A 24,929-nucleotide genomic window follows, 5' to 3' on the forward strand; every position below is an offset into this window, starting at 1 on the left:
CGTATGACCACCACCACCCATGACGTCATCATCATCGGTTCCGGCGCGGCGGGGCTGACGGCGGCTATCAATCTGGCGCAGGATCGCAAGGTGCTGGTGCTGGCCAAGGGCGCGCTGGATGGCGGGTCGACCAACTGGGCGCAGGGCGGGATTGCCGCCGTGCTGGACGGGGGCGACAGTTTTACCGCGCATGTCGAGGACACGATGGTCGCGGGCGCGGGGCTGAACGATCGGGAGACGGTGGAGTTCGTCGTGTCGAGCGCCCCGGCGGCGATCGAGCGGCTGGCGGCGCTGGGCGTGCCGTTTAACGCCGGGGAGGATTTTGGCGAACGCTGGCACCTGACGCGCGAGGGCGGACATAGCCACCGACGGATCGTGCATGTCGACGATGCCACGGGCCATGCGGTGCAGGTCGCGTTGCTGAAAGCCGCGCGGGCCAATCCCAACATCACGCTGGTCGAGGACAGAATCGCGATCGACCTGATTACCAGCCGCCATGGCGAACGCTATTCGGGCGACGGGCATGTGTGGGGGGTCTATGCCTTCAACAAGAAGACTAGCCATGTCGACGCGCTGCTGGGGCAGGCGACGATCCTTTGCACCGGGGGCGCGGGGCGGACTTACCTGTTTTCGACCGCGCCGCGCGGGGCGACGGGCGATGGCATCGCCATGGCGTGGCGCGCGGGGTGCCGGGTGTCGAACATGGAAATGAACCAGTTCCACCCGACCTGCCTCTATAATCTGGAGGTCAAGAATTTCCTGATCACCGAAGCTGTGCGCGGCGAAGGCGGGCATCTGAAATTGCCGCCGGGCGTGCCGGGCGGGGGCGAGCGGTTCATGGACAGGTTCGATCCGCGCGCGGAACTGGCCCCGCGCGACATTGTGGCGCGCGCGATCGACCATGAAATCAAGCGGTTGGGGCTGGACTATGTTCACCTCGACATCAGTCACAAGCCGCCGGAATTCGTGCGGCATCATTTCCCGACCATCCATGCGCGGCTGCTGGACCTGGACATCGATATCACGAAGGAGCCGATTCCGGTCGTTCCGGCGCAGCATTATACCTGTGGCGGGGTGGTGATCGACCTGGACGGGCGCACCGACCTGCCCGGCCTTTATGCGGCGGGCGAAGTGACCGAAAGCGGGTTGCACGGGGCCAATCGGCTGGCGTCCAATTCGCTGCTGGAATGTTTCGTGTTCGGCGAAGCGGCGGCGCAGCATATCCGTAGCTCTTGGGACGACCTCCCCAGCCCGCCGCCGATCCGGCCATGGGATGAAAGCCGCGTCACCAACAGCGACGAGGAAGTGATCGTCCAGCATAACTGGAAGGAAATCCGCCGCTTCATGTGGGATTATGTCGGCATCGTGCGGACGACCAAGCGGCTGGAGCGGGCGCAGCACCGGGTCGCGCTGCTGGCACAGGAAGTCGATGATTATTACGGCAATTTCCGGGTGACGCCGGACCTGATCGAATTGCGCAACCTGCTGGAAGTCGCGCGGCTGGTGGTGCGGTCGGCGCTGCATCGCAAGGAAAGCCGGGGGCTGCATTATACGACGGATTATCCCGACATGCTGCCCCAAGCGATCGATACGGTGCTGGCCCCCTAAGTCGCTTTGAGAAAAGCGCCCAGCGTCGATTGAAAGCGGGCGGGCTGGTTGGCCATGACCATATGGCCGCTGGGACCGATGGCGCGCAGCACGACGCCCTTGCGCGGGCCATAGGCGGCGCGGAAACGGCGCGTGATGTCGACTGCCTGCGCACTGTCCGCGCCCACGGCATAGACCACTTCCAGCGGGGCGGTCATGCGGGAAAGTCGCGGGGCGAGATCGACATGGGCCAGGTCGCGCAGCGCGCTGGCGATCACGTCGGGGTCGCTGCCCTTTGCGCCGGGCGATTGCGCGACCATCTGCCCCAGATAGCGCCGCCCGGCCACCGTGCCGGTCAGATAGCCACCGATCTGGTCGGCCAGAAAGCCAAGCCCGCTGGCGGTGCCGCCGACCATCGCCGCGCCTGCGGGCAACATGTCGACCACCATCACCCTGCGCGCCAGTCCTTTGAGGCCGAGCAGCATCGCCAGCGTGCCGCCCATCGAATGACCGACGATCGCGGGGCGGACCAGCCCGGCGGCGGTGACATAGCGGGCGATTTCGTCGGCGACCGGCTGGACCAACGGGCCGCTGGCGTTCGCTTCCGCTGCAAGGCCCGCAAAGCCGCGAATATGGACAAGGTGGAAGCGATAGCCCGGCAGCGCGGCGACCACGCCGTTCCAGATGCCCGGCCCGCTCGCCAGCCCCGGAATGAGGATGACGTCGCGGCCTGTTCCGCGCACGCTGACTGCGATCCGGCGCGATGCGAAGGGGGCCGCCTGCGCCGCGCCCGCACACAGTCCGCCGCCGATCGCCAGCGCCCCGGCGAGCAGCGTGCGCCTGTTCATGGTCCTATCGTTCATGCGCCCGCTATTGCCGCCCGGTCGCTGAACCGCAACTGAGCGGAGGATTTTGGAACCGCAGTCGAGCCGAACCCTGGTCGAGCAGCCTTGCACGATATCTGATCCTCCCCTTGGCAGGCAGGGTTATCGCATAAGAAAAAATCTTACGTTTAATCGTCATGCTGAACTCGTTTCGGCATCCATTTCTCGTCACGAACAGCGGCTTTTTCGGCACGATGGATCCTGAAATAAATTCAGGATGACGTTGTAGGGATGAAGAAAAGGCATATGCGATAGCCCTGCCTTGCAGGGGAAGAAGATGGGCGGCGGGATGGTGCGGACGCCTTCATCAGGAGCGTTCCATCGTTCAGCCTCCTTACATCGCAGCTATGGAATCATTCGTCGCATCGCCCTTGCCCATTCGCGCCGTGGCCAGCCCATAGGATACCAAGGATAGTGCGGGGAACATGATGGCGTTGAATGAAAGCCGGGGGCGGTCGGTGCGCCTGGTCCTGTTGATGGCGGCGCTGTCCGCCTGTGTCAGCGCGCCGGAGCCGCCGCGTGCGCAGGCCGCAGCGAGCGTGCCGCAACCCCAACGTCCACAACCCATGGCCAATAACTGGCCGATCCGCCCCGCCGCCAATGTGCCGCTGCCCTACCGCAATGTCGATTCGCAGGATGCGCCCTCCCCCGCGCTGGTCAGCACCATTCGCAATCTGGGGCAGGGTTTCCGGGGCAAGGTGGGGATTGCGGTGCGGCGCGTCGATGCCGACTGGACCGTGGCGTGGAACGGCAATGCGCTGTTCCCGCAGCAGAGCGTGTCGAAATTCTGGGTGGCGCTGACGTTTCTGGATGCGGTGGACCGGGGCAAGTTGCGCATCACCGATACGACGACGATCACCCGCAACGACATGACCCTGTTCCACCAGCCGTCCGCCGCGATGATAAAGGACGGCGGGTGGACCACCAGCTACTCCGACCTGATGCGCCGGGCGATGACGCAGAGCGACAATACCGCCAACGACACATTGTTGCGCGCAGTCGGCGGGCCGGATGCGGTGCGCAGCTATCTGGCGCGACGGATGATCCGCGACGTGCGCTTTGGCCCCGGCGAACGATTGTTGCAGGCGACCACGGCGGGGCTGGACTGGCGGCAGGATTATTCGGTCGGGCGCAATTTCTATACGGCGCGCGCCCGGTTGCCGATGGCGGCGCGGGTGAAGGCGCTGGACAATTACCTCGCCAGTCCGCCCGACGGCGCGGCCCCGGCGTCGATCGTCGAGGCGCTGGCGCGGTTGAAGCAGGGGGATATGCTGTCGGCGGCATCGTCACGCCTGTTGCTGTCGATCATGGCGGAGGCCAAGACCGGGCCGCAGCGGATTAAGGGCGGGGTGCCGCCGGGATGGACCTATCTGCACAAGACCGGGACGGGGCAGGATCTGCCGCCGCGCTCCACCGGCTTCAACGATATCGGCATCATGACCGCGCCGGACGGAACCAGCTATGCCGTGGCGGTGATGATCGGGTCGACCACCGTGGCGATCCCCGAACGATGGGCGCTGATGCAGGCAGTGGCGCGCGCGGTGGCGGCGAACCACCAGAAGTAGCGCCCCCGAACGAGCAAGCATGGTGGAGGGGGCGGGGAAAACCCGCTATCCCCTGCGCCCATGACCCAGAATCACCTCTATCTCGTCGATGGCAGCGGCTATATTTTCCGCGCCTATCACCAGCTTCCCCCGCTCACCAACCGCCATGGCCAGCCCGTGGGCGCGGTCTATGGCTATACGACGATGCTGTGGAAACTGGCCGAGGAGCTGGGCAAGGCCGAAGGGCCGACCCATATGGCGGTGATATTGGACAAGGGCAGCCACACGTTCCGCAACGATATGTACGACCAGTATAAGGCGCACCGCCCGCCCGCGCCCGAAGATCTGGTGCCGCAATTTCCGATGATCCGCGACGCGACTCGCGCCTTTTCCCTGCCCTGTATCGAGGAAGCAGGTTTCGAGGCGGACGATCTGATCGCGACCTACACCAAGGCGGCAGTTGCGGCGGGATGGCATGTCACCATCGTCAGCAGCGACAAGGATCTGATGCAGCTGATCCAGCCGGGCGTCGATATGTACGACACGATGAAGAATGAGCGGCGCGGGGCGGACTATGTCGTCGGCAAGTTCGGGGTGCAGCCGGAGCAGTTGGGCGATGTGCTGGCGCTGATGGGGGACAGCGTGGACAATGTGCCGGGCGTGCCGGGCATCGGTCCCAAGACGGCGGCCAAGCTGATTACCGAATATGGCGGGCTGGAAGCGACGCTGGACGCGGCGCCCGCGATGAAGAAATCCAAGATGCAGGAAAATCTGATCGCCCATGCCGACATGGCGCGGCTGTCGCGGCGGCTGGTGGCGCTGTGCGACGATATGGACCTGCCCGAACCGCTCGACGACCTGACGCTCAAGGGGATTCCCAAGGAACCGTTGCAGGCGTTTCTGGAGCATCATGGGTTCAAGACGCTGCTCAATCGGCTGGGTGCGCCTGCCCCGGCCATTCCGGTGGTTGCCGGAACCGGCGAAGCTGCGGCAGCGCCCGTCGCCGCCAAGGAGCCGCCGATCGACCGGAGCCTGTACGAAACCGTTGTGAGCGAGGACGCGCTGGACCGCTGGATCGCGCTGGCGACTGCCGAAGGGATCGTGGCGGTCGATACCGAAACCGACATGCTCGATTGCGTGTCGTGCCAGTTGGTCGGCGTCAGCCTGGCCACCGGGCCGAACAAGGCCTGTTACATCCCGGTCGGCCATGGCGGGCGCGACATGTTCGCCGAAAAGCCGGAGCAATTGCCGCTGGCGACCGTGCTGGGCAAGTTGAAGCCGTTGCTGGAAGATGATGCGGTCCTGAAGGTCGGGCAGAATCTGAAATATGATATGACCGTGCTGCGGCGGCACGACATTGAGATCACCCCCTATGACGACACGATCGTCATGAGTTTCGATCTGGACGCGGGGCAGAGCCTGTCGGGCCATGGCATGGATGAGGCGGCGCGCAGCCATCTGGGCCATGAATGCATCAGCTTCAAGGAGGTGGTCGGCACCGGCAAGAACCAGATCACCTTCGGCGAAGTGCCGCTGGACAAGGCGACCGCCTATGCCGCCGAGGATGCGGACGTGACGTTGCGGCTGTGGAAATTGTTCAAGACGCGGGTGGCAAATGAGGGCGCGAACCGGGTTTATGAACTGGTGGACCGGCCCTTGGTGTCCGTGATCGCGCGGATGGAGCATCGCGGGATCAAGGTGGATCGGGAACATCTGGCGCGGCTGTCGGGCGAGTTTACCGCAGGTATCGCGGCGCTGGAGACGGAAATTCACGCACTGGCCGGGCAGAGTTTCGCCATCGGATCGACCCAGCAACTGGGCGCGATCCTGTTCGACAAGATGGGGTATAAGGGCGGCAAGAAGGGCAAGTCGGGGGCTTATTCCACTGACGTCACCATCCTTGAGCAACTGGCGGCGCAGGGTGCGCCGATTGCGAGCAAGATATTGGAATGGCGGCAGCTTTCCAAACTGAAGTCCACCTATACCGACGCCCTACAGGCGCAGATCAACAAGGATACGGGGCGGGTCCATACCAGCTACTCGCTGACCGGGGCGCAGACCGGGCGGCTTTCCTCGACTGATCCCAACCTGCAAAATATCCCGATCCGCACCGAAGTTGGGCGGCAGATCCGTCATGCCTTCATCGCCGAGCCGGGCAATGTCATATTGGCGGCGGATTACAGCCAGATCGAATTGCGGCTGGCCGCGCATATGGCCGATGTGCCGGCATTGCGCGATGCATTCGCGGCGGGGGAGGATATTCACGCCGCGACCGCCAAGGAGCTGTTCGGAGAAGTCAATCGCGACACGCGCGGGCGGGCCAAGACGATCAACTTCGCGATCCTCTATGGCATATCCCGCTGGGGGCTGGCCGGGCGGCTGGAAATCAGCGCGGACGAGGCGCAGGACATGATCGCCAAATATTATGAACGCTTCCCCGGCATCAGCATCTATATCAACGAAACGATCGAGAAGGCGCGGGAACGCGGCTATACCGAAACGCTGTTCGGGCGAAAAACATGGTTCCCGCGCATCAAGGCGTCGGTCCAGCATGAACGGCAGGGGGCGGAGCGCGCCGCGATCAACGCGCCGATCCAGGGGACCAGCGCGGACATAATCAAGCGGGCAATGGCGCGCATGGAACCGGCGTTGGAGCGCGCGGGGCTACGGCAAGTGAAGATGCTGTTGCAGGTGCATGACGAACTGGTGTTCGAAGTGCCGGAAGGCGACGTGGAGGCGGCGAGCGCGGTGATCCGGCAGGTGATGGAGAGCGCGGCCGAGCCGATCGTGAAGCTGAGCGTGCCGCTGGGGGTGGAGATCGGCACGGGGGCGAGTTGGGGGGCGGCGCATTGAGGGCGCGCGCTGAAATGTCGAGCGGAGGTGAGGACAATTTTGTCCGTCATGCCAGCGCAGGCTGGCATCTCCCTGCCTGCTGACGCGGCATATTGCCCGCAACCGGCGGAAAGAAAAGAGGGATGCCAGCCTGCGCTGGCATGACGGGCGAGGGGTAAGCCGTTACCTCGCGTTCGTCATTCCCGCGTAGGCGGGAATCCATTTCTCGCACCGCGACTGACGTGAGATGGATCCCCGCCTGCGCGGGGATGACGGATAAGGGCTGGATTACGGCTGATCGGCAACAACGGTCGGGGCGTGATGCGGAAAGGGCCGATCCATTGGACCGGCCCTTTGCTCAATCGAACAATTCTTCCAAAAAGCTCTTCTTCCGTTTTGGCGGATAGCCTCGCCCGTCGTCGCGATAATCGCGGTCGGGGCGGTAGCTGGGGCGTGCCACCGGGGTCGATGCTGCGGCCCCCTGCCCTGATCGTTCGATGATCTTGTCCAATTCGCCCCGGTCGAGCCATACGCCCCGGCATTGCGGGCAATAGTCGATTTCGACGCCCTGCCGGTCCGTCATCGCCAATCCGACGTGACAGACCGGGCAGAGCATGGCGGACACGGCCGCTTGATCCCGCATCGGCTTATTCCCGCTCGCCGGTCAGGCTGAGCAGCATCTGGAACAGGTTGACGAAGTTGAGGTAGAGCGACAACGCGCCCATCACCTGCATCTTGGCCGCCATTTCATGGCCGGCATAGACGAAATAGTCCGACTTGATGCGCTGCACGTCCCAGGCGGTCAGGCCGGTGAAGATGACAACGCCCAGGATCGACACGACCATTTGCATCGCCGACGAACCCACGAAGATGTTGATGACGCTGGCCACCAATATGCCGATCAGGCCCATGATGAGGAAGCTGCCCATCTTCGTCAGGTCACGCTTGGTCGTGTAACCCCACAGCGCCATGGCGAGGAACATGATCGCGGCGGAGAAGAAGGCCTGCGCCACGCTGGCGCCGGTGAAGACGAGAAAAACGCTGGCCAGCGATACGCCCATGACAGCTGAGAAAGCCCAGAACGCCATGCGCGCGCCCGCCGTCGTCATCTTTTCGATGCGGAAGCTGAAGAAGAACACGAAGGCCAGCGGCGCGAACATCGCGACCCATTTGAGCGGCGTGCCGAAGATCGCGGCAGCCACCGGCGGCGTGCCAGCGACGAAGGCAGCGACAAGGCCGGTGATGACGAGGCCAAGGCCCATGTTGCGGAAAACGCCCAGCATGTGCGCACGCAGCCCGGCATCGGTCTGCGCCGTCTGGCTCGCACCATAGCCCGGCAGGGGAACGCGGTTATTCACTTGGGGTCACTCCATCCATCAAAAAGTTGGTTCGAGTGGCCCGGTGCGGTCGTTGCGACATTCAGGGGGGATCGTCGCAAAACCTGCACCGGGCGCACCCGATGCGGTCCGACATGGCGGCTGGACAAGGGGGAAGTCCAGCGCGTCAGAGGGGCCCGGCCCGCATCAGTCATATTGGGGGAAGAACGCACCGGCGCAAGGGTGGGAGCCGGGTGCAACATTTTATTACAAATGGGCGGGTTGCCTCAACGCTGTGCTGGCCCACCCCCGGCCCCTCCCGCCAGCGGGAGGGGAGAAGGAGGATTGACCACCGCGCTGCTTCGCGCCATCGCTGCGCCATGTCCGATGACCAGCATATCCCCGCGCCACTGCGCCTGTTCAACAGCCTGACCCGCACGATCGAAGCCTTTGCGCCGATCGAGGAGAATCATGCGCGAGTCTATAGTTGCGGGCCGACGGTTTATAATTACCAACATATCGGGAACATGCGCGCCTATGTATTCGCCGACACACTAGGCCGTACGCTCGCCTTCAAGGGCTATCGTCTCACGCATGTTATTAACATTACCGATGTCGGCCACCTGACATCGGATGCTGATCAGGGCGACGACAAAATGGAAAAGGCTGCCGCCGCTCAGGGTCAGTCAGCCTGGGACATTGCTGCTTTCTATACTGCGGAATTCAAGCGTGACCTTGCTTGGCTAAGTGTCCGCGATCCGGCCCGTTGGACGGTCGCTACCCAATATGTGCCTCAGATGATCGAAGCGGCGAAGCAAATCGCCGAAGTCCATTGCTACGAACTTCCCTCAGGCCTTTATTTCGACGTGTCGACAATCGCTGATTATGGCCACCTCGCCCGCGCTGTGACCGACGAGGGTGAAGGACGCATCGAGGAAGTCGAAGGCAAACGCCACGCAGCAGACTTCGCCATCTGGCGCAAGACGCCACATGGCGAGACGCGGCAGATGGAATGGGATTCGCCTTGGGGTCGCGGCGCACCGGGCTGGCATCTTGAATGTTCGGTGATGAGCCGCGCGGAACTGGGCCTGCCCTTTGATATCCACACCGGCGGCATCGACCATCGTGAGATTCATCACCCCAATGAGATCGCACAAAATCAGGCGATCCAGGGTTTCGATTCGACCAACGGCCACCTCGACTGCGCGCAAAACAGCGGCGCGCGCATCTGGATGCATAACAATTTCCTGATCGATCGCGGTGGCAAGATGAGCAAATCGAGCGGCGAGTTCCTGCGCCTGCAACTGCTCGCTGATCGAGGCTATCATCCACTGGCCTATCGTCTGTTGTGCTTACAGGCACATTATCGATCGGAACTGGAATTCAGCTGGGACAATCTGGCCGCAGCGCTGACCCGGTTGAAGCGGCTGGTCATGGGGGTGGAGGGGTTGAAGGCCCGCGCGGAGGGGGTGACGTGGCAATCGCCGCGCCTCGACTATCTGCGCGCGAACCTGCACCCCAAGCTCGCGCCGTTGCTGGAGCAGTTCGATGCGGCGATCGCCGATGATCTGATGACGCCGCGCGCGCTGCCGCTGCTGGAGGAAGTGATTGGCCTGAAGAAGGTGCCGGTGGACGAGAAACTGTGCCTGATCGCGGCGTTCGATGCGGCGCTGGGGCTGAAGCTTATGACGCTGACCCGCGCCGATTTGCGCATTGCGCCCAAGGACGCGCAGATCATGCCGGAGGAAATCGACGCGCAGCTGGAACGGCGCACGCTCGCGCGCGCGGAGAAGGACTTTGCCCTGTCGGACCAGATTCGCGACGCGCTGATCGCGCGCGGGGTCGATGTGATGGATGGCGATCCGCTGCGCTGGGACTGGCGGCTGACGCTCTCATAGGGATCGTTACGCTTGTAACTTGACGGCGTGGCGCGGCGCGCGCCTATGCTGCCCCCAGGGAATCCGTGGGGGAAACAGGCGTGAGGCTTTCGACGTGCATGATGGCGCTGGCGCTGGCTGTTTCGCCCGCCCTGATCCCGTCGGCAGCGGCTGCGCCCGCGCCCGCGTTCAACCCTGACGATCCCCGCTATGCCCGGCTGCGCGCGATGGAAACGCGCGGCACGCAATTGTTCGAACGCGAAGATTTCGCCAAGTCCATGTCGCAGGAAACGCGCGACGCATGGCACCAGTTGATCATCGATGGCAGCGCGGTGAAAGTGAACGGCCTGCCTCATCCGCTGGCCGCCGTGGCGACCATCAACCTGGCGTCGATGGACCAGATCGACGGCAAGAACCCGGACGCGCTGGCTAAGGCGGAAAAGGGGCTGGCGATGCTGGCCCCGTTCCGTGACGCCTATCCCATCAGCTGGATGCAGGGCATGTCGATCAAGGGCTATATCCAGTCGATCAATGGCGACGTGGCGACCGGCGCGCAGACGCTGGCGGAAGGGAGCGCCTATGCCGACCGGCATTTCGCCTCGGTCGACCCCAAGACGCTGGAAAAGGGCGACTATATGCTCAAATCCAACATCGCCTTTTCGCTGGCCCAGGCCTATTCGCGCCTTGGCCGCAACAGCGACGCGGTGGACGCGCAGAAGCGCAGCATGGACGCGCGGATCGCCGGGCTTGGCCCGCATGATCCCGATACGGTGGCATCCTATTATACCTATGCGCAGATGTTGTTGCGCGCCGACCGCAAGGCGGATTCGGAACAATATGCGCGGCTGGCGGTCGAGGTGGCGAGCGACCATGTGGACCGCAAGCATCCAAGCTATGCCCGCGCGCTGGAAATGCTGGGCCTGATCCTGTCGCGCACTGGGCGGCGCGTGGAAAGCCTCGATTACCTCCAGCGGGCCGTCGCGATCAAGCGGGAGACGGTGGGGACCAAAAGCCTCTATTTCCATTATGGTCTCTATAATCTGGGCGGCATATTGGTGCCGCTGGAACGCTATGCCGATGCGCAGCCGCTCTATGTCGAAGCGGAAAAGGGGTTTCGCGCGGTCGAGGGCGAAGCCAGTCCGCAGGCGGCGCGATCGCTGGCTTTTCTGGGGCTGATCGCGCGGGCGAACGGACAGCCGCAGGAGGCGGCCGACCGGCTGGACGAAGCGCTGGCGCGGATGCGCGCGGCCAGCACGCAGGACCGCGACATAGGGCAGCGCGTCTACCCCAATCTGATCCCCGTCCTGCTGGACCTGCAACAGCGCGAAAGCGCCGTCGCGGCAGCGCGGATTTATGCGCGCGAAACCGGCGCGCTCGACAATAGTCCCGCCTTTGCGCTGGCCAATGCCGCGATGATGGAGCGATGGGCCAATGCCGATCCCGCGCGGGCCGATGCCGCCGCGCGGATCGCCACCCTGCTGCGCGACGAACAGAATCTGCATGACGATGGCGAACTGGCGGACGAACAGCGCGCCGCGCTCGACGCGATCCTGAGCATCGCGACCGAAATGCAGGACGCATCGCTGGCGCTGGACGCGATGGCGATATTGGCGGGATCGAAAATCGCGCAAGCCAATAGGCTGGTGACCGAACGTCTGGTGGCCGACCCGGCACTGGCCAAGCGGGTGCGCGCATTGCAGGACAAGGTGAAAGCGCTGCAAAGCGCCGATCGCGCGCTGCTCAAGGCATTGGCGAGCGAAGGCGACGTGCGGACGACACGCCAGACGCGCGACGCACTGGACAGAGAAGCGCGCGGCCTGCGCACGGCCATCGTGCAGGATTATCCGCGCTGGGCCGAAGCGCGCGGTGGGCTGAAACCCGATCTGGCAGCGGTGCAGGCGGCATTGGGCAAGGACGAAGCGCTGCTGGCAGTGACGCCTGCGTTCGGCCATGTCTATCTGCTGGCGATCAGCCGGACGGGCGTGCGGATTGAGCGCGCGGTTGCCGGCCGGGCGGACATGGTGGCGATGGTCGATGGCCTGCGCCGGTCGATGACCCCCAAAACGATGGACCTGAACGCGGCGCACCAATTGCATCAGGCCATTTTCACCCCCGGCATCATGGCGACGCTGGGCAAGGCGCGCACGCTGCGCATCGTGCCGACCGGCGCGTTCGCGTCGCTGCCCTTCGCGCTGTTGCCGCAGCGTCCGGTGACGGCGATCGGCCGGGATACGCCCTGGCTGATCCGCCGCTTCGCGCTGGCGGTGCAGCCATCCTTTGCGATGGAGGCGGAGCGGAGCGGAACGCGCATCGCCGCTGCCCCAGCGCGCTTCCTGGGCGTGGGTGCGCCGCTGCCGTTTCCGGTGACGGGCGATGCCCCTGCGCGCCCCGCGCTGATGGCGGCGAACCAATATTTTCGCGGCGGATCGGCCGATGCCGCCGCGCTGGCACAACTGCCGCCGCTGCCCGGATCAGCCGACGAACTGCGCGGGGTCGCCCGCCGCTTTGGCACGGCATCCGCCACGCTGATGCTGGGCAGCGACGCCAGCGAGGCGGGGCTGCGCGGGCATGACCTGTCGCCCTATTCGGTCATACTGTTTGCCACCCATGGGCTGGTCACGGGCCAGATGGAGGGCGTGACCGAACCTGCGCTGGTGCTGTCGCCGCCAGCGCCGGGCGCGGTGGAGGACGGATTGCTGACCGCGTCGGAAGTGGCGCAGATGCGGATCGGCGCGGACTGGGTGATCCTGTCCGCGTGCAACACGGCGGCGGGCGACAGCGCGCAGGCTCCGGCCTATTCGGGACTGGCGCAGGCGTTCCGCTATGCCGGGGCCGGATCGCTGCTGGTGTCGCACTGGCCGGTGCGCGACGATGCCAGCGCGTTCGTCACACTCGAAACGGTCAGGCACGCCAACAAGGGGATGCCCCGCGCGGTGGCGTTGCAACGCGCGATGCTCAAACTCATGGCGTCCGGCCAAAGCGATGCGGCGCAACCCTATATCTGGGCGCCGTTCATTCTGGTCGGGCGTTAGAGTAATAACCGATCAAAGCCGGTCGATTTCGATCCTGTCGGTGGCGGTATTAATTCGTTTACGCTTGCCCGGATAATGTCGCGCCCATGCAATTGGCTCCCTCCCTGCTTGCAGGCGCTCTTGTCATCGGCGTGGCCGGTGGTGTCGCCTTGCGCGAAACACCCCCGGTTCAACAGGCAGCGCCCCAGGCGCAGGATTGGAAACCGCGCAACACCATCTCGCGTGAAGTCGGGATGAGCGCTGAGGATCTGGACAACCAGCAGCCGGATGCCGTGGCATTCCATGCGACGCGCCCGGTGAACCGGCGCGCTGTTGCATATGCCGTTTCAGGTGCGACGCCCGGCGGTGCCTATCGCAATTGTCGTGAAGCCAGGGCCGCGGGCGCGACGCCGCTCTATCGGGGACAGCCCGGATATGGCGCGCATATGGATGGCGACAATGACGGCATAGCCTGCGAACCTGTCAGGTAGAAACAGGGATCAGCCTGCCTCCAGCGCTGCGCCTGCCACCATCCATAGTTCTTCGGCGGCGGCGAGTTTCTTTTCCACTGCCGCGCGCTTCACCATCAGGTCGCTGGTGTTCATCCTCGCTTCCGCGCCGGTCGCCTTTTTGGGGTCCGTCAGCGCAGTGTCGATGCGGGCGCGTTCGGCGGCGAGTGCTGCCATATCCCGTTCCGCCTTGTTGAGCGCGTTCTTCAAGATCTTCTGCCGTTCGCGCCATTGCGCGGCGGCCTGCTTGTCGGCCTTGCGATCCACCTTGGGCGCGTCGCCGCCGCTGCTGTTGCCGTCGGTCTTGCGCAGGATGATGTCGGTATAGTCGTCCAGCGACCCGTCGAAGGGCTGCGCCGTGCCATTATCCACCAGCACCAGCCGGTCGGCGACCAGTTCGATCATGTGCCGATCATGCGACACGATGACGACCGCGCCCGAATAATCGTTGAGCGCCTGCACCAGCGCTTCGCGGCTATCGACGTCCAGATGGTTGGTCGGTTCATCCAGGATCAGCATATGCGGCGCGTCGCGGGTGATGAGCGCCAGCGCGAGGCGGGCGCGCTCGCCGCCCGACATGCTGCCGACCTTCTGCACCGCGCGCTCGCCCGAAAAGCCGAACCGGCCCAGTTGCGCCCGCACCGCGCCCGGCGTCGCGCCCTTCATCACGCGCGTCATATGTTCCAGCGGCGTGTCGGTAACGTCCAGTTCCTCCACCTGATATTGGGTGAAATAGCCGACATTCATCTTGGGCGAGGAAGCCATTTCGCCTTCCATCGGCGTCAGTTGCGCGGCGATGAGGCGGGCCAGCGTCGTCTTGCCATTGCCGTTGCGACCCAGCAGCGCCAGCCGGTCGTCCGGGTCGATGCGCAGGTTGATGCGCTTGAGGATCGGCGTGTCGCCATAGCCGACCGCCGCCATGTCCATGGTGATGAGTGGTGGGCGCAGTTCGGCGGGGCTGGGAAAACCGAAATGCAGCGTCGGGTCTTCGATCGCAGCGGCAATCGGCTGCATCCGGGCCAGCGCCTTGGCGCGCGACTGCGCCTGTTTGGCGGTCGAAGCACGGGCGCTATTGCGCGCGACATAGTCCTGTAACTTGTCCCGTTCCGCCTGCTGCTTGGTGCGGGCCGATTCGAGCTGGGCGAGTCGTTCGGCGCGTTGCCGCTCGAAGGCGTCATAGCCGCCGGGATAGAGGGTGACCTTGCCCCCTTCCAGATGCAGGATATAATCCACGACATTGTTCAGCAGGTCGCGTTCATGGCTGATGACGACCACGGTGCCGCGATAGGCCTTCAGGAAATTTTCCAGCCACAGCGTGGCTTCCAGATCGAGATGGTTCGACGGTTCGTCGAGCAGCAGCAGGTCCGGGTTCGAGAACAAAAGCGACGCCAGCGCGACGCGCATCTTCCACCCGCCCGAATAGCTGTCGAGCGGACGGCCCTGCATTTCCTCGTCAAAGCCGAGGCCGACGAGGATGCGGGCGGCGCGGGCAGGCGCAGTATAGGCGTCGATCGTGGTCAGCCGCTCATAGATATGGCCGAGGCGATCGGGGTCTTCGGTATGTTCCGCCTCCGCCATCAATTCGGCGCGTTCCTTGTCCGCTTCCAGCACCGTGTCGAACGGGGTGGCGGTGCCGCTGGGCGCTTCCTGCGCGATATAGCCAAGGCGCGTGTCGCGGGGCATGTCGCAACTGCCGTCATCGGGGTCCAACTGGCCGATCATGACCTTCATCAGCGTGGATTTGCCCGCGCCGTTGCGGCCGATCAGGCCGACGCGGCTGCGCGGGGGCAGCGCGGCGCTGGCGCGGTCGAGGATGGTGCGGCCGCCGAGGCGCACGGTGATACCGTTCAGATTGAGCATGGCCGCGCTTTAGCAGGATGCCGCGCATAAGAAAGGGGGCGCGACATCGCCATTGCAAATGGGCAGCGACACAAGCAGCGATGTGGGGGGAAGGGTCATCCCGAACAGCATATGGCGCGTGCAGTTCGCCAAAAAGCTGTTCGGGATCACAGCGCTGTCCGACTTGGAGAGGGCATGACAACGCTGTCTCAGGCGATTAAACAGATTCCTGCGCGCCGCGCAACCCTGTTTTGTCGATCCTATGCCAGAAAACGCAAAAGGCGCGATCGCCGGTCGGCAACCGCGCCTCATGGCCTATCGGGGGGCGATTTCAGCCCGCGTAAAGATGCGTCGGCAGGCCGCGCACGCCGCAATCGACTTCGAAAAAGCCGCCATCATAAGGGGTTGCATCGTCCAGCCCTTCGGCGGCCGAACTCACGAACATCCGGTCCAGGTCCGGCCCGGCAAAGCAGATATTGGTCACTTGCCGCGCGGGCAGGGCAATGGAACGGTCCAGCACGCCATCGGGGGTGAAGCGGCTGATCCGCGACCCGGCCCAATGCGCGACCCAGATATGGCCATCGGCATCCACGGTCATCCCGTCGGGATAGCCATCTTCATCGGTGAAGCGAATGAAGGGCTGACGATCCGTCGCGCCATCCGCCGTCCGGGTGAAGCGGAACATTTGCTGGCGCGCAGTATCGCTATGATAGAGCCAGCGACCGCAGGGGGAGAAAGCCGGGCCGTTGGGGACGCGATAATCGCTGTCGACCTGCGTCCATGTCCTGTCGGGGGCTAGGCGATAAAGTGCGCCGCGCACCCGCTCCTCCTCCATATCCATGGTCCCGCACCAGACATGGCCCTGCGCATCGGCCTTGCCATCGTTCATCCGGTTGCCGGGGTAGTGCGGTTCGGGGTCGCCGAACGGGGTGATGACCAGCGGATCGAGGCTGATGTCGGCAAAGCCGCTCTTGAACCCGCCGATAAAGCCGCCCCGTTCGCGCTCGGCGATCCAGCCCAACGGTTCGGGCATCGCCCAGCGCTGGACCCGGCCATCGCCCAGCGACAGCCGGTTGAGCGCGGGGGCAAGAATATCGACCCAATAGACGGCATTGTCGCGCGCCGACCATAATGTGCCTTCGCCCAATATGTCGGCCACGCCGCGCTCGATCATCCGCCATTGCGTCATAGCCCCGCCCCCGTTCAGCGCTTGACGGACAGGCGATAGACCATCGCATGATGATAGGGCTTGCCCGGATCGACCCGCGCCGACACGAAGGTCGGCTTGTTGGGCGCGTCGGGGAATTTCTGCGGCTCCAGCGCGATGCCGTCGCCCATGCGGTAGAGATGCCCGCTTTTGCCGACCAGCGTGCCGTCGAGGAAATTGCCCGCGTAAAATTGCACGCCCGGTTCGGTCGTCAGCACTTCAAGCACGCGACCAGACACCGGGTCTTCCAGCCGTGCGGCCAGTTCCGGGGTTTTGGTGACGCCCTTGTCCAGCGCCCAATTATGGTCGTAGCCGCGCCCGGCGACGATCTGCGGATCGCGCCCGTCGCGGATGCCATCGGCCACGCGGCGGGCTTTACGGAAATCGAACACGCCGCCTGCGACTGGCTTCAATTCGCCGGTCGGGATCAGCGCGGCGTCCACCGGCGTATAGGCCTTGGCCGGGATCGTCAGCATATGGCCCAGCGCGCCATCGGGCGAACCTTCACCGGCCAGGTTGAAGATCGCATGGTTGGTCATGTTGACGATGGTGGGCTTGTCCGACTTTGCGTCGAACGCGATGCCCAGATTGCCGCTTTCGTCCAGCGTATAGGTGACGGTCGTGTCCAGCTTGCCCGGATAGCCCGAATCGCCGTCCATGCTGGTCAGCGACAGGACCAGCGTGGCCACCGGGCCGCTCTTGATCGACACGATCTTCCACACCTGCTTGTCGAAGCCCTTGCCCCCGCCATGCAGCGTATTGACCTTGTCATTGAGCGGCAGCTGATACGCCTTGCCATCCAGCATGAACTTCCCGCCTGCGATACGATTGGCATAGCGGCCCACCGTCACGCCGAAATAATTGGGATAGTCGACATAGGATTTCAGGTCGTCATAGCCCAGCAGCACGTCGGCGATTGCGCCGTCCTTGCCGGGGCCTGACAGCGATTGCAGCGTCGCGCCATAGGTCAGGATCTTTGCCGACACGCCCGCGCCGTTCTTCAACGTGATCGTCTCTACCGCCGTGCCATTGGCGCTCCCCGCAGGCGCACGGCTGGCCTCTGCCGCCAGCGCCGTTCCGCTTGCGAGCGCAACCGCCAGCGCGTATGACAACGCTGTTTTCAAATCGACGACCTTTCGCATGGACTTCCTCTCGTAACCTACACCCATTGACGGGTGGTTTCGGTGGATATACTCCGACAAAATAAGCGGATGCAACCCCCATGGGGTGTGCCGCACTGGACTTCTTACGGAGACGGATGAATGGCAGGACCAGTTTCCTCGACCGCCGCGCCAACGGTGACGCATAATCCCGCAACGCGCTACGGCCCGGCCCTTGGGCTGCTGGCCAGCCTGTTTTTCATGTGGGGCTTCATCACGGTCATCAACAACACGTTGCTGCCGCATCTGCGCAGCGTGTTCGACCTTAGCTACACCCAGACGACGCTGATCGAATCGGTGTGGTTCATTGCCTATTTCGTCGCCTCCATTCCATCGGCCAAGCTGATCGAGCGGATCGGCTATCAAAAGGCGCTGGTCGTTGGCCTGCTGATCATCGCGGCAGGTGCGCTGGGCATGACGCTGGCAGCATCGATACCCTCCTATGGCGTGACGCTGGTCATGCTGTTCGTCATCGCGTGCGGCATTGCGCTGTTGCAGGTCGCGGCCAACCCCTATGTCGCGGTCGTGGGCAAGCCCGAAACCGCCTCCTCGCGCCTCAATCTGGTGCAGGCGATGAACTCGGCAGGCACCATGCTGGCCCCGCTGTTCGGCGCTTACCTGATCCTGGGCCGGTCGAAGGGCGGCACCGCGCAGGGCGAGATCGTCCTGACACAGGCCGAACGGCTGGCCGACGCGCAATCGGTCATCCTGCCCTATGTGCTGGTGGCGATCGTGCTGGTGGTGCTGGCCGTCATCATCGCCCGCTTCCCCCTGCCCGCCATGGGCAACGCCATGTCGCGCCACAACAAGGAAGAGCGCAAGAAGCACTCGCTCTGGAACCACCGCAACCTAGTGTTCGGTATTCCCGCGATCTTCATCTATTTGATCGCGGAAATCGGCGTCGCCAACCTGTTCGTCAATTTCGTTAGCCAGCCCGACATCGCCAACCTGACCCACGAACAGGCCGGACGCTACCTCACTTTCCTGTGGGGCGGGATGATGGTCGGCCGTTTTGCCGGTTCCGCGATCATGCAGAAATTCGATGCGGGCAATGTGCTGGCCGCCTTCTCGATCGGCGCGTTCATCGTCATGATCGTCACCGTGTTCACCACCGGGCCGGTCGCGATGTGGGCGCTGATCCTCGTGGGCCTGTTCCACTCGATCATGTTCCCGACCATCTTCACGCTGGGCATCAAGGGGCTTGGGCCGCTGACCGAGGAAGGCTCCGGTCTGCTCATCATGGCGATCGCCGGTGGCGCGCTGGTGGTGGTGCAGGGCTGGCTGGCCGACAGCTATGGCCTGCAATGGTCGTTCCTGCTGACGGCCGTGTGCGAACTCTACATCCTGTTCTACGCGCTGTGGGGGTCGAAAACGACCCACGCGCTGCCCGATCAGCAAGTCGCGGAATAACGCCAAGGGTCGCACTTTGGACGGCAAAAGGGCCGGAGCGGCATGTTCGCTCCGGCCCTTTTTTGTCAAATAATCCTCCCCTCGCGGGGGAGGATCAAAGTCATCCCCCCATCGCGCTGGCCGTATCTTCCAGCGCCAGGTCGACCAGCACGCCCATCGCCTCCGCCGCCGCCGCCGCATCGCCCGCCGCAATCGCGTCGTAAACGCGCACATGGTCGGGGATGGGGTTGCGTGGCAGGGCGCGGGCGCGTTGTTTATATTGGGTGGTCCAATTGACCGCCGCGCCGATGCTGGCGGACAGCACCAGCAGCGCGTCGTTGCGGGTCGCGTTCAATATCGCATTGTGGAAATCGCGATCCGCCGCCCGCCCCAATTCGGTCGCCAGCGTGTGGCGGCGCATGGCGGCCAGCGCATCCTTCATGATGCGCAGATCATCCTTGTCTCGGCGTATCGCGGCCAGCCGCGCGGCGGCCGGTTCGACGATGGCGCGCAATTCGAACAGGTCGCGCACGAACTGAATGTCCGGTTCCCCGGCAAAGGCCCAGGCGAGGACTTCGGGATCGAGCAGGTTCCATCGGGTGCGGGGCAGCACCCGCGTTCCCGCCTTGGGGCGGCTTTCCACCAGTCCCTTGGCGGTCAGCACCTGAATCGCTTCGCGATAGGCGCTGCGCGATACTTCCAGTTCCTCGGCAAAGGCGACTTCGCCCGACAGCACGTCGCCGGGCGCATATTGGCCGGACAAGATCGCCGTACCCAGCTTGTGCGCGATCGCGCCGTGCAACCGCCTGCCGGGACCGCGCGCAGCCTTGCCCACTATCCCCTTCTCCGCCCCATCCCCGTGCAAAGACGGATTTTCCTGTCCCATTCCCGTTCCTCTCGCCCGCAACCAATCAGGCACAACATCCTCTAGAATACAAGCATTGCCATTACCATCATCCTGTAATATGTCGGAGTAATTGGGAGATTCACCGCCACCCGGCGTCACAACCGGGTGCGCCCGGCTGTTCGCCCCGGTTCAGGAACCAGCGCTGATCATGGCGCGCGGGAGGAGAGATTTTCATGACATTGCGCCTGTTGCAGCACCTTGGCCAAAGCGGCGAACGGGGCGTCATCGCCGCACGGGGCGACACCGCTGTTTTCGTCCCCGGCTTCGCGTCGATCCGCGCGCTGGCGCTGCACGCCATCGCACAGGGCATCAGCCTGACCGCCGCCGTCGATGCCGCTGGCGCGGGCAACGCCGTGGACATTGCCGCCGAATATGAAGCGGGCCGCCTGCTCGCCCCCATCGATCATGACGATGGCGCCCATATCCTGCTGACCGGCACTGGCCTGACCCACCTTGGTTCTGCCGAGGGGCGCGACAAGATGCACCGGGAAGCTGCCGCCGTCGAAAAGCAGACCGATTCGATGCGCATGTTTCTGGAAGGGCTGGAGGGTGGCAAGCCCGCGCCCGGCGTTGCGGGGCAGCAGCCCGAATGGTTCTACAAGGGCGACGGATCGCAGCTGGTCGGGCCGACCGATCCGTTGACCATGCCCGCTTTTGCCAAGGATGGCGGCGAGGAACCCGAACTGGCGGGCATCTACCTGATCGGCGAGGATGGCACCCCCTATCGCCTGGGTCTGGCCCTTGCCAACGAGTTTTCGGACCATGTGACCGAGCGGCACAATTATCTGTGGCTGGCACATAGCAAGCTGCGTCAGGCCGCGCTTGGCCCGGAATTGCTGGTGGGGGAACCGCCCGAACATATCGAAGGGTCCAGCCGCATCCTGCGCGATGGCGAAACGATCTGGGAAAAGCCGTTCCTGTCGGGCGAAGGCAATATGTCGCACAGCTTTGCCAATCTGGAACATCATCATTTCAAATATGACCTGTTCCGCCGCCCCGGCGACGTGCATGTCCATTTCTTCGGCACGGCGACACTCTCGTTCAGCGATGGCGTGGTGCCACAGGAAGGCGATGTGTTCGAAATCCTCGCCGCGCCCTTCACTTTGCCGGTGCGCAATCCGCTGAAGCGCGCCGCTTCTGTCGAAGTGGCCGTCAAGGCGCTCTGAACGCCATGGACCCGATCCGTATCGCGATCATCGGCATCGGCAAGATCGCGCGCGACCAGCATGTCCCGGCCATCCGGGGCAACAGCGCGTTCAGCCTGGCCGCGACCGTCAGCCCGCATGATGCGGGCCTGACGGGCGTGCCGCATCTGGGTAGCCTCGACGCGCTGCTGGCACAGGGTCCGGCTGTCGATGCCGTCGCGCTCTGCACCCCGCCGCAGGTCCGTTACGACCTGGCGGCGCAGGCGCTGGCGAAGGGCATCCACGTCTTTCTGGAAAAGCCGCCCGGCGCGACGCTGGCCGAAGTCGCGGCGTTGAAGGCGCAGGCGGAAAAGGTCGATGCCAGCCTGTTTGCCGCCTGGCATAGCCGCTTTGCCGCTGGCGTCGCGCCCGCCCGCGCATGGCTGGCCGAGCGAAAAATCGAGAAAGTGTCGATCGTCTGGCGGGAGGATGTGCGCGTTTGGCATCCGGGTCAGGCGTGGATCTGGCAACCCGGCGGCCTTGGCGTGTTTGATCCGGGGATCAATGCGCTGTCCATCGTAACCCATATCCTGCCGCGCCCCTTCTTCCTGAAGGACGCGACATTGGTGCTGCCCGAAAATCGCGCCGCGCCGATCGCCGCCGACCTGCATTTCCGCGATACCGGCGGCGCGCCGATCCACATGGATCTCGACTGGCGGCAGACCGGCCCGCAAAGCTGGGACATCAGTGTCGAAACCGACGCAGGCACGCTCAAATTGTCGCAGGGGGGCGCGGTGCTGACGCTGCCCAGCGGCACCGAACATGGCGAGGATGTCGAATATCCCGGCCTTTACAGCCGCTTTGCCACCCTGATCCGGGGCGGGCGCAGCGATGTGGATACCAGCCCGCTGCGGCTGGTCGCCGACGCCTTCCTGCGCGGACGGCGCGAACCGACCGACGCTTTCCACGACTGATTTCCACTAGGGAGAGGACGATATGATAAAAACTCTGCGCCGCACCACGGCTGCGCTGTTGCTGTGCGCCAGTGCGCTGGCGACCAGCGCCCATGCCGACACCGACGGCAAGCCCACGACCGCCACCATCGACGCGGCCAAGCCCGGCCCGGTCTATGACAAGCGCATCTTCACCCAATTTGCCGAGCATCTGGGCAACGGCATCTATGGTGGGTTGTGGGTGGGCAATGATAAGTCCATCCCCAACACCAACGGTTTTCGCAATGACGTGATTTCGGCGCTGCGCAATCTCTCCGTCCCCGTCGTGCGCTGGCCCGGTGGCTGCTTTGCCGACGAATATCATTGGCGTGAAGGGATTGGCGGCAAGGCCAAGCGGCCGGTCAAGATCAACACCCATTGGGGCGGCGTGACCGAGCCGAACACCGTCGGCACGCATGAGTTTTTCGAACTGGTCCGCCAGATCGGCGCGGAAGCCTATGTCGCGGGCAATGTCGGCAATGGCACGCCGCAGGAGATGGCCGAGTGGGTCGAATATATGACCTCGCCCGCCGGCACGCTGGCCGACGAACGGGCAAAGAACGGGCATAAGGAGCCATGGGCGGTTCCCTATTTCGGCGTCGGCAATGAATTGTGGGGCTGTGGCGGCAATATGCGCGCCGAATATGCCGCCGACCTGACCCGCCGTTACGCCACGTTCATCAAGGCACCGCGCGGCACCAAGATCATGAAGATCGCGGCGGGCGCGAATGTCGACGATTATAACTGGACCGAAACGATGATGAAGGTGGCCAGCGGTCAGCTCGACGCGCTGTCGCTCCATTATTACACCATCCCCGGTTCCTGGCCGCCGCGTGCGTCGTCCACCATGTTCGACGAAGCGGCATGGGCCAACACCCTGTCCGAAGCGCTGCACATGGACGACCTCATCACCAAGCATAGTGCGATCATGGACAAATATGATCCGGCCAAGAAAGTGTGGCTGGCGGTCGATGAATGGGGGACATGGTATGCCGATGATCCAGGCACGCACCCCGGCTTCCTGCGTCAGCAGAACACGCTGCGCGACGCGCTGGTCGCGTCCGTCCATCTCGACATCTTTGCCAAGCACGCCGACCGGGTGAAGATGACCGCGATCGCCCAGATGGTGAACGTGTTGCAGGCGATGATCCTGACCGATGGCAAGAAGATGGCGCTGACGCCGACCTATCATGTGTTTGAAATGTACAAGCCGTGGCAGGACGCGACCGTGCTGCCGATCAGCATCGACACGCCTTGGTATAACAAGGACAAATGGTCGATGCCTGCGGTCAGCGGATCGGCGGTCCGGGGCAAGGATGGCAAGGTCCATGTCGGCCTGTCCAACCTGGACCCGAACCAGCCCAACACAGTCACGGTCAAGCTGGACGGGCTGAACGCCGCGACTGTCACCGGCCGCATCCTGACCGCATCGGCGATCAACGCGCACAATACATTCGATGCGCCCGAAACCGTCAAGCCGGTCGCCTTCACCGGCGCGCAGGTCAGCGGTGCGACGCTCAGCGTCACATTGCCGCCCAAGTCGGTGGTGGTGCTGGAGTTGCAATAAGAGTTTGGAGCGGGCGGAGGGTGGAATCGCCGCCCGCTCCAATCCTTTGGGGATGCCGTGTTCCTGCGCAGGCGGGAGTCCAGTCGAAACCGTGGAACTGGACTCCCGCCTGCGCGGGAGAACGGAGTGTAAAATTGGAGAGGCGCGCGTGAGACGACCGACGATCATGGCAGGACTGGGCCTTGCCCTTCTCGCCGCCCCTGTATGCGCGCAACAAGCCGACACACCTGCCAGCGCGACGCTCAACAGCCGCCTGACCGGCGACCTGACACCGACTCATGACCCGGTCATCATCCGTCAGGGCGACACCTATCATGTGTTCAGCACCGGCCATGGCCAGCGGCTGATCGAAACCCGCACCTCGCCCGATCTGGTCCACTGGACCGCAGGCGCGCCGGTCTTTACCGCGCTGCCCGACTGGGCGAAGGCCGCGATTCCGGGCAGCAATGGCATGTGGGCGCCCGACATTGCCCAAGTGAATGGCCGCTATCGCCTCTATTACTCCGTCTCCACCTTCGGATCGAACCGGTCGGCGATTGGCCTCGCCACCAGCCCGACGCTCGACCCCAAGGCGGCCGATTATAAGTGGCGCGACGAGGGGCTGGTGGTCATGTCCACCAAGAGCGATGATTATAACGCCATCGACCCCAATTTCATCATCGACCGGGAAGGCCGCCACTGGCTCTCGCTCGGCAGCTTCTGGACGGGCCTCAAACTGTTCGAACTGGACCCAAAGAGCGGCAAGCCCAAGGATGCGAAGGCCAAGCCCGTTTCCATCGCCCGCCGCCCTGCCCCCGCCGGTGGCCCCGCCCCGGTCGAAGCGCCCTTCATCATCGACCATGGCGGCTATTACTGGTTGATGGCGTCCTATGATTATTGCTGCAAAGGCGCGGCCAGCACCTATTATACTGTCATCGGCCGGTCGAAGGCGATTACCGGACCCTATCTGGGCAAGGATGGCAGCCCGATGATGGAAGGCGGCGGATCCATATTCCTGCGCGCGGATTTGCAGGAGGAACAGCGCTTCCGTGGTCCCGGCCACGCCGGATGGCTGCATGATCGGGATGGCAAGGATTATGTCGTCTATCACGCCTATGACAAGCAATCTAACGGCACCCCCACCCTGCGGATCGCGCCGGTCCGCTGGGGCGCGGACGGATGGCCGCAAGCGCAATATTGATGCA

The 24,929-nt window shown here is 64.1% G+C and carries 18 protein-coding genes; 11 read left to right on the forward strand and 7 right to left on the reverse strand.

Annotated elements, in window-relative coordinates:
* Nucleotides 1–3: 3 nt before the first annotated feature.
* A complete protein-coding gene (nadB, locus tag SPBM01_RS10565; RefSeq protein ID WP_188065448.1) occupies nt 4–1,608 on the forward strand; it encodes an L-aspartate oxidase in 1,605 nt (534 codons plus the stop codon).
* On the opposite strand, the gene SPBM01_RS10570 is transcribed toward nadB, so the two are convergent.
* Complete coding sequence (locus SPBM01_RS10570; protein ID WP_188065449.1) at nt 1,605–2,450, reverse strand: alpha/beta fold hydrolase; 846 nt, start codon at nt 2,448–2,450, stop codon at nt 1,605–1,607. The two genes, nadB and SPBM01_RS10570, sit on opposite strands and share 4 nt — an antisense overlap.
* Nucleotides 2,451–2,899: 449 nt before the next feature.
* On the opposite strand from SPBM01_RS10570, the gene SPBM01_RS10575 reads away from it, so the two are divergent.
* Nucleotides 2,900–4,036, forward strand: coding sequence for a serine hydrolase (locus SPBM01_RS10575; RefSeq protein WP_188065657.1), 1,137 nt, complete (start codon nt 2,900–2,902; stop codon nt 4,034–4,036).
* 60 nt (nt 4,037–4,096) lie between these two features.
* Nucleotides 4,097–6,868: a DNA polymerase I gene (polA, locus tag SPBM01_RS10580; RefSeq protein WP_188065450.1), complete on the forward strand. Its 2,772-nt coding sequence runs from the start codon at nt 4,097–4,099 to the stop codon at nt 6,866–6,868.
* A gap of 337 nt (nt 6,869–7,205) precedes the next feature.
* On the opposite strand, the gene SPBM01_RS10585 is transcribed toward polA, so the two are convergent.
* Nucleotides 7,206–7,490 (reverse strand): zf-TFIIB domain-containing protein, encoded by a 285-nt coding sequence (locus SPBM01_RS10585; RefSeq protein WP_188065451.1) that lies wholly within the window; start codon nt 7,488–7,490, stop codon nt 7,206–7,208.
* A gap of 4 nt (nt 7,491–7,494) precedes the next feature.
* Nucleotides 7,495–8,205: a Bax inhibitor-1/YccA family protein gene (locus SPBM01_RS10590; protein WP_262504393.1), complete on the reverse strand. Its 711-nt coding sequence runs from the start codon at nt 8,203–8,205 to the stop codon at nt 7,495–7,497.
* A gap of 338 nt (nt 8,206–8,543) precedes the next feature.
* Between SPBM01_RS10590 and cysS the strand changes: the two genes are divergently transcribed.
* The 3 genes from cysS to SPBM01_RS21895 all read left to right on the forward strand — a co-directional run bounded on the left by cysS (nt 8,544) and on the right by SPBM01_RS21895 (nt 13,542).
* Nucleotides 8,544–10,061 (forward strand): cysteine--tRNA ligase, encoded by a 1,518-nt coding sequence (cysS, locus tag SPBM01_RS10595; protein ID WP_188065452.1) that lies wholly within the window; start codon nt 8,544–8,546, stop codon nt 10,059–10,061.
* Nucleotides 10,062–10,141: 80 nt separating this feature from the next.
* The gene (locus SPBM01_RS10600) at nt 10,142–13,072 is read left to right on the forward strand and encodes a CHAT domain-containing protein (protein WP_262504394.1); all 2,931 of its coding nucleotides are present in this window, start codon (nt 10,142–10,144) and stop codon (nt 13,070–13,072) included.
* An 86-nt stretch (nt 13,073–13,158) separates the two neighbouring features.
* Nucleotides 13,159–13,542, forward strand: coding sequence for an excalibur calcium-binding domain-containing protein (locus SPBM01_RS21895; protein ID WP_262504395.1), 384 nt, complete (start codon nt 13,159–13,161; stop codon nt 13,540–13,542).
* Between the two features lie 9 nt (nt 13,543–13,551).
* Here SPBM01_RS21895 and SPBM01_RS10610 read toward each other — a convergent pair whose 3' ends face one another.
* The 3 genes from SPBM01_RS10610 to SPBM01_RS10620 form a co-directional block, all read right to left on the reverse strand.
* Complete coding sequence (locus SPBM01_RS10610; protein WP_188065453.1) at nt 13,552–15,420, reverse strand: ABC-F family ATP-binding cassette domain-containing protein; 1,869 nt, start codon at nt 15,418–15,420, stop codon at nt 13,552–13,554.
* Nucleotides 15,421–15,730: 310 nt separating this feature from the next.
* A complete protein-coding gene (locus SPBM01_RS10615) occupies nt 15,731–16,588 on the reverse strand; it encodes an SMP-30/gluconolactonase/LRE family protein (protein WP_188065454.1) in 858 nt (285 codons plus the stop codon).
* Nucleotides 16,589–16,602: 14 nt separating this feature from the next.
* Entirely contained in the window at nt 16,603–17,748 is a 1,146-nt protein-coding gene (locus SPBM01_RS10620; RefSeq protein ID WP_188065455.1) for an aldose epimerase family protein, read from the reverse strand.
* Between the two features lie 120 nt (nt 17,749–17,868).
* Between SPBM01_RS10620 and SPBM01_RS10625 the strand changes: the two genes are divergently transcribed.
* Complete coding sequence (locus SPBM01_RS10625; RefSeq protein WP_188065456.1) at nt 17,869–19,176, forward strand: sugar MFS transporter; 1,308 nt, start codon at nt 17,869–17,871, stop codon at nt 19,174–19,176.
* Nucleotides 19,177–19,276: 100 nt separating this feature from the next.
* On the opposite strand, the gene SPBM01_RS10630 is transcribed toward SPBM01_RS10625, so the two are convergent.
* The gene (locus tag SPBM01_RS10630) at nt 19,277–20,041 is read right to left on the reverse strand and encodes a FadR/GntR family transcriptional regulator (protein WP_188065457.1); all 765 of its coding nucleotides are present in this window, start codon (nt 20,039–20,041) and stop codon (nt 19,277–19,279) included.
* 194 nt (nt 20,042–20,235) lie between these two features.
* On the opposite strand from SPBM01_RS10630, the gene araD1 reads away from it, so the two are divergent.
* The 4 genes from araD1 (at nt 20,236) to SPBM01_RS10650 (ending at nt 24,925) form a co-directional block, all read left to right on the forward strand.
* Nucleotides 20,236–21,228, forward strand: coding sequence for an AraD1 family protein (araD1, locus tag SPBM01_RS10635; protein ID WP_316725810.1), 993 nt, complete (start codon nt 20,236–20,238; stop codon nt 21,226–21,228).
* 5 nt (nt 21,229–21,233) lie between these two features.
* Nucleotides 21,234–22,160 carry a Gfo/Idh/MocA family protein gene (locus tag SPBM01_RS10640; protein WP_188065458.1) on the forward strand — a complete coding sequence of 309 codons (927 nt, stop codon included), beginning with the start codon at nt 21,234–21,236 and terminating at the stop codon, nt 22,158–22,160.
* Between the two features lie 22 nt (nt 22,161–22,182).
* On the forward strand, nt 22,183–23,745 hold the full coding sequence (locus SPBM01_RS10645) for an alpha-N-arabinofuranosidase (protein ID WP_188065459.1): 1,563 nt from the start codon (nt 22,183–22,185) through the stop codon (nt 23,743–23,745).
* A 166-nt stretch (nt 23,746–23,911) separates the two neighbouring features.
* Nucleotides 23,912–24,925 carry an arabinan endo-1,5-alpha-L-arabinosidase gene (locus SPBM01_RS10650; RefSeq protein WP_410483056.1) on the forward strand — a complete coding sequence of 338 codons (1,014 nt, stop codon included), beginning with the start codon at nt 23,912–23,914 and terminating at the stop codon, nt 24,923–24,925.
* The last annotated feature ends 4 nt before the right edge of the window (nt 24,926–24,929 follow it).

Source organism: Sphingobium sp. KCTC 72723, from assembly GCF_014280435.1.
Classification (GTDB): Bacteria; Pseudomonadota; Alphaproteobacteria; order Sphingomonadales; family Sphingomonadaceae; genus Sphingobium.

Bases quoted from the DNA above. Each gene is read 5' to 3' on its own strand.
- nadB (WP_188065448.1), top strand. From the start codon at position 4: ATGACCACCACCACCCATGACGTCATCATCATCGGTTCCGGCGCGGCG.
- SPBM01_RS10570 (WP_188065449.1), bottom strand. From the start codon at position 2,450: ATGAACGATAGGACCATGAACAGGCGCACGCTGCTCGCCGGGGCGCTG.
- SPBM01_RS10575 (WP_188065657.1), top strand. From the start codon at position 2,900: ATGGCGTTGAATGAAAGCCGGGGGCGGTCGGTGCGCCTGGTCCTGTTG.
- polA (WP_188065450.1), top strand. From the start codon at position 4,097: ATGACCCAGAATCACCTCTATCTCGTCGATGGCAGCGGCTATATTTTC.
- SPBM01_RS10585 (WP_188065451.1), bottom strand. From the start codon at position 7,490: ATGCGGGATCAAGCGGCCGTGTCCGCCATGCTCTGCCCGGTCTGTCAC.
- cysS (WP_188065452.1), top strand. From the start codon at position 8,544: ATGTCCGATGACCAGCATATCCCCGCGCCACTGCGCCTGTTCAACAGC.
- SPBM01_RS21895 (WP_262504395.1), top strand. From the start codon at position 13,159: ATGCAATTGGCTCCCTCCCTGCTTGCAGGCGCTCTTGTCATCGGCGTG.
- SPBM01_RS10610 (WP_188065453.1), bottom strand. From the start codon at position 15,420: ATGCTCAATCTGAACGGTATCACCGTGCGCCTCGGCGGCCGCACCATC.
- SPBM01_RS10615 (WP_188065454.1), bottom strand. From the start codon at position 16,588: ATGACGCAATGGCGGATGATCGAGCGCGGCGTGGCCGACATATTGGGC.
- SPBM01_RS10620 (WP_188065455.1), bottom strand. From the start codon at position 17,748: ATGCGAAAGGTCGTCGATTTGAAAACAGCGTTGTCATACGCGCTGGCG.
- SPBM01_RS10625 (WP_188065456.1), top strand. From the start codon at position 17,869: ATGGCAGGACCAGTTTCCTCGACCGCCGCGCCAACGGTGACGCATAAT.
- SPBM01_RS10630 (WP_188065457.1), bottom strand. From the start codon at position 20,041: ATGGGACAGGAAAATCCGTCTTTGCACGGGGATGGGGCGGAGAAGGGG.
- araD1 (WP_316725810.1), top strand. From the start codon at position 20,236: ATGACATTGCGCCTGTTGCAGCACCTTGGCCAAAGCGGCGAACGGGGC.
- SPBM01_RS10640 (WP_188065458.1), top strand. From the start codon at position 21,234: ATGGACCCGATCCGTATCGCGATCATCGGCATCGGCAAGATCGCGCGC.
- SPBM01_RS10645 (WP_188065459.1), top strand. From the start codon at position 22,183: ATGATAAAAACTCTGCGCCGCACCACGGCTGCGCTGTTGCTGTGCGCC.
- SPBM01_RS10650 (WP_410483056.1), top strand. From the start codon at position 23,912: ATGGCAGGACTGGGCCTTGCCCTTCTCGCCGCCCCTGTATGCGCGCAA.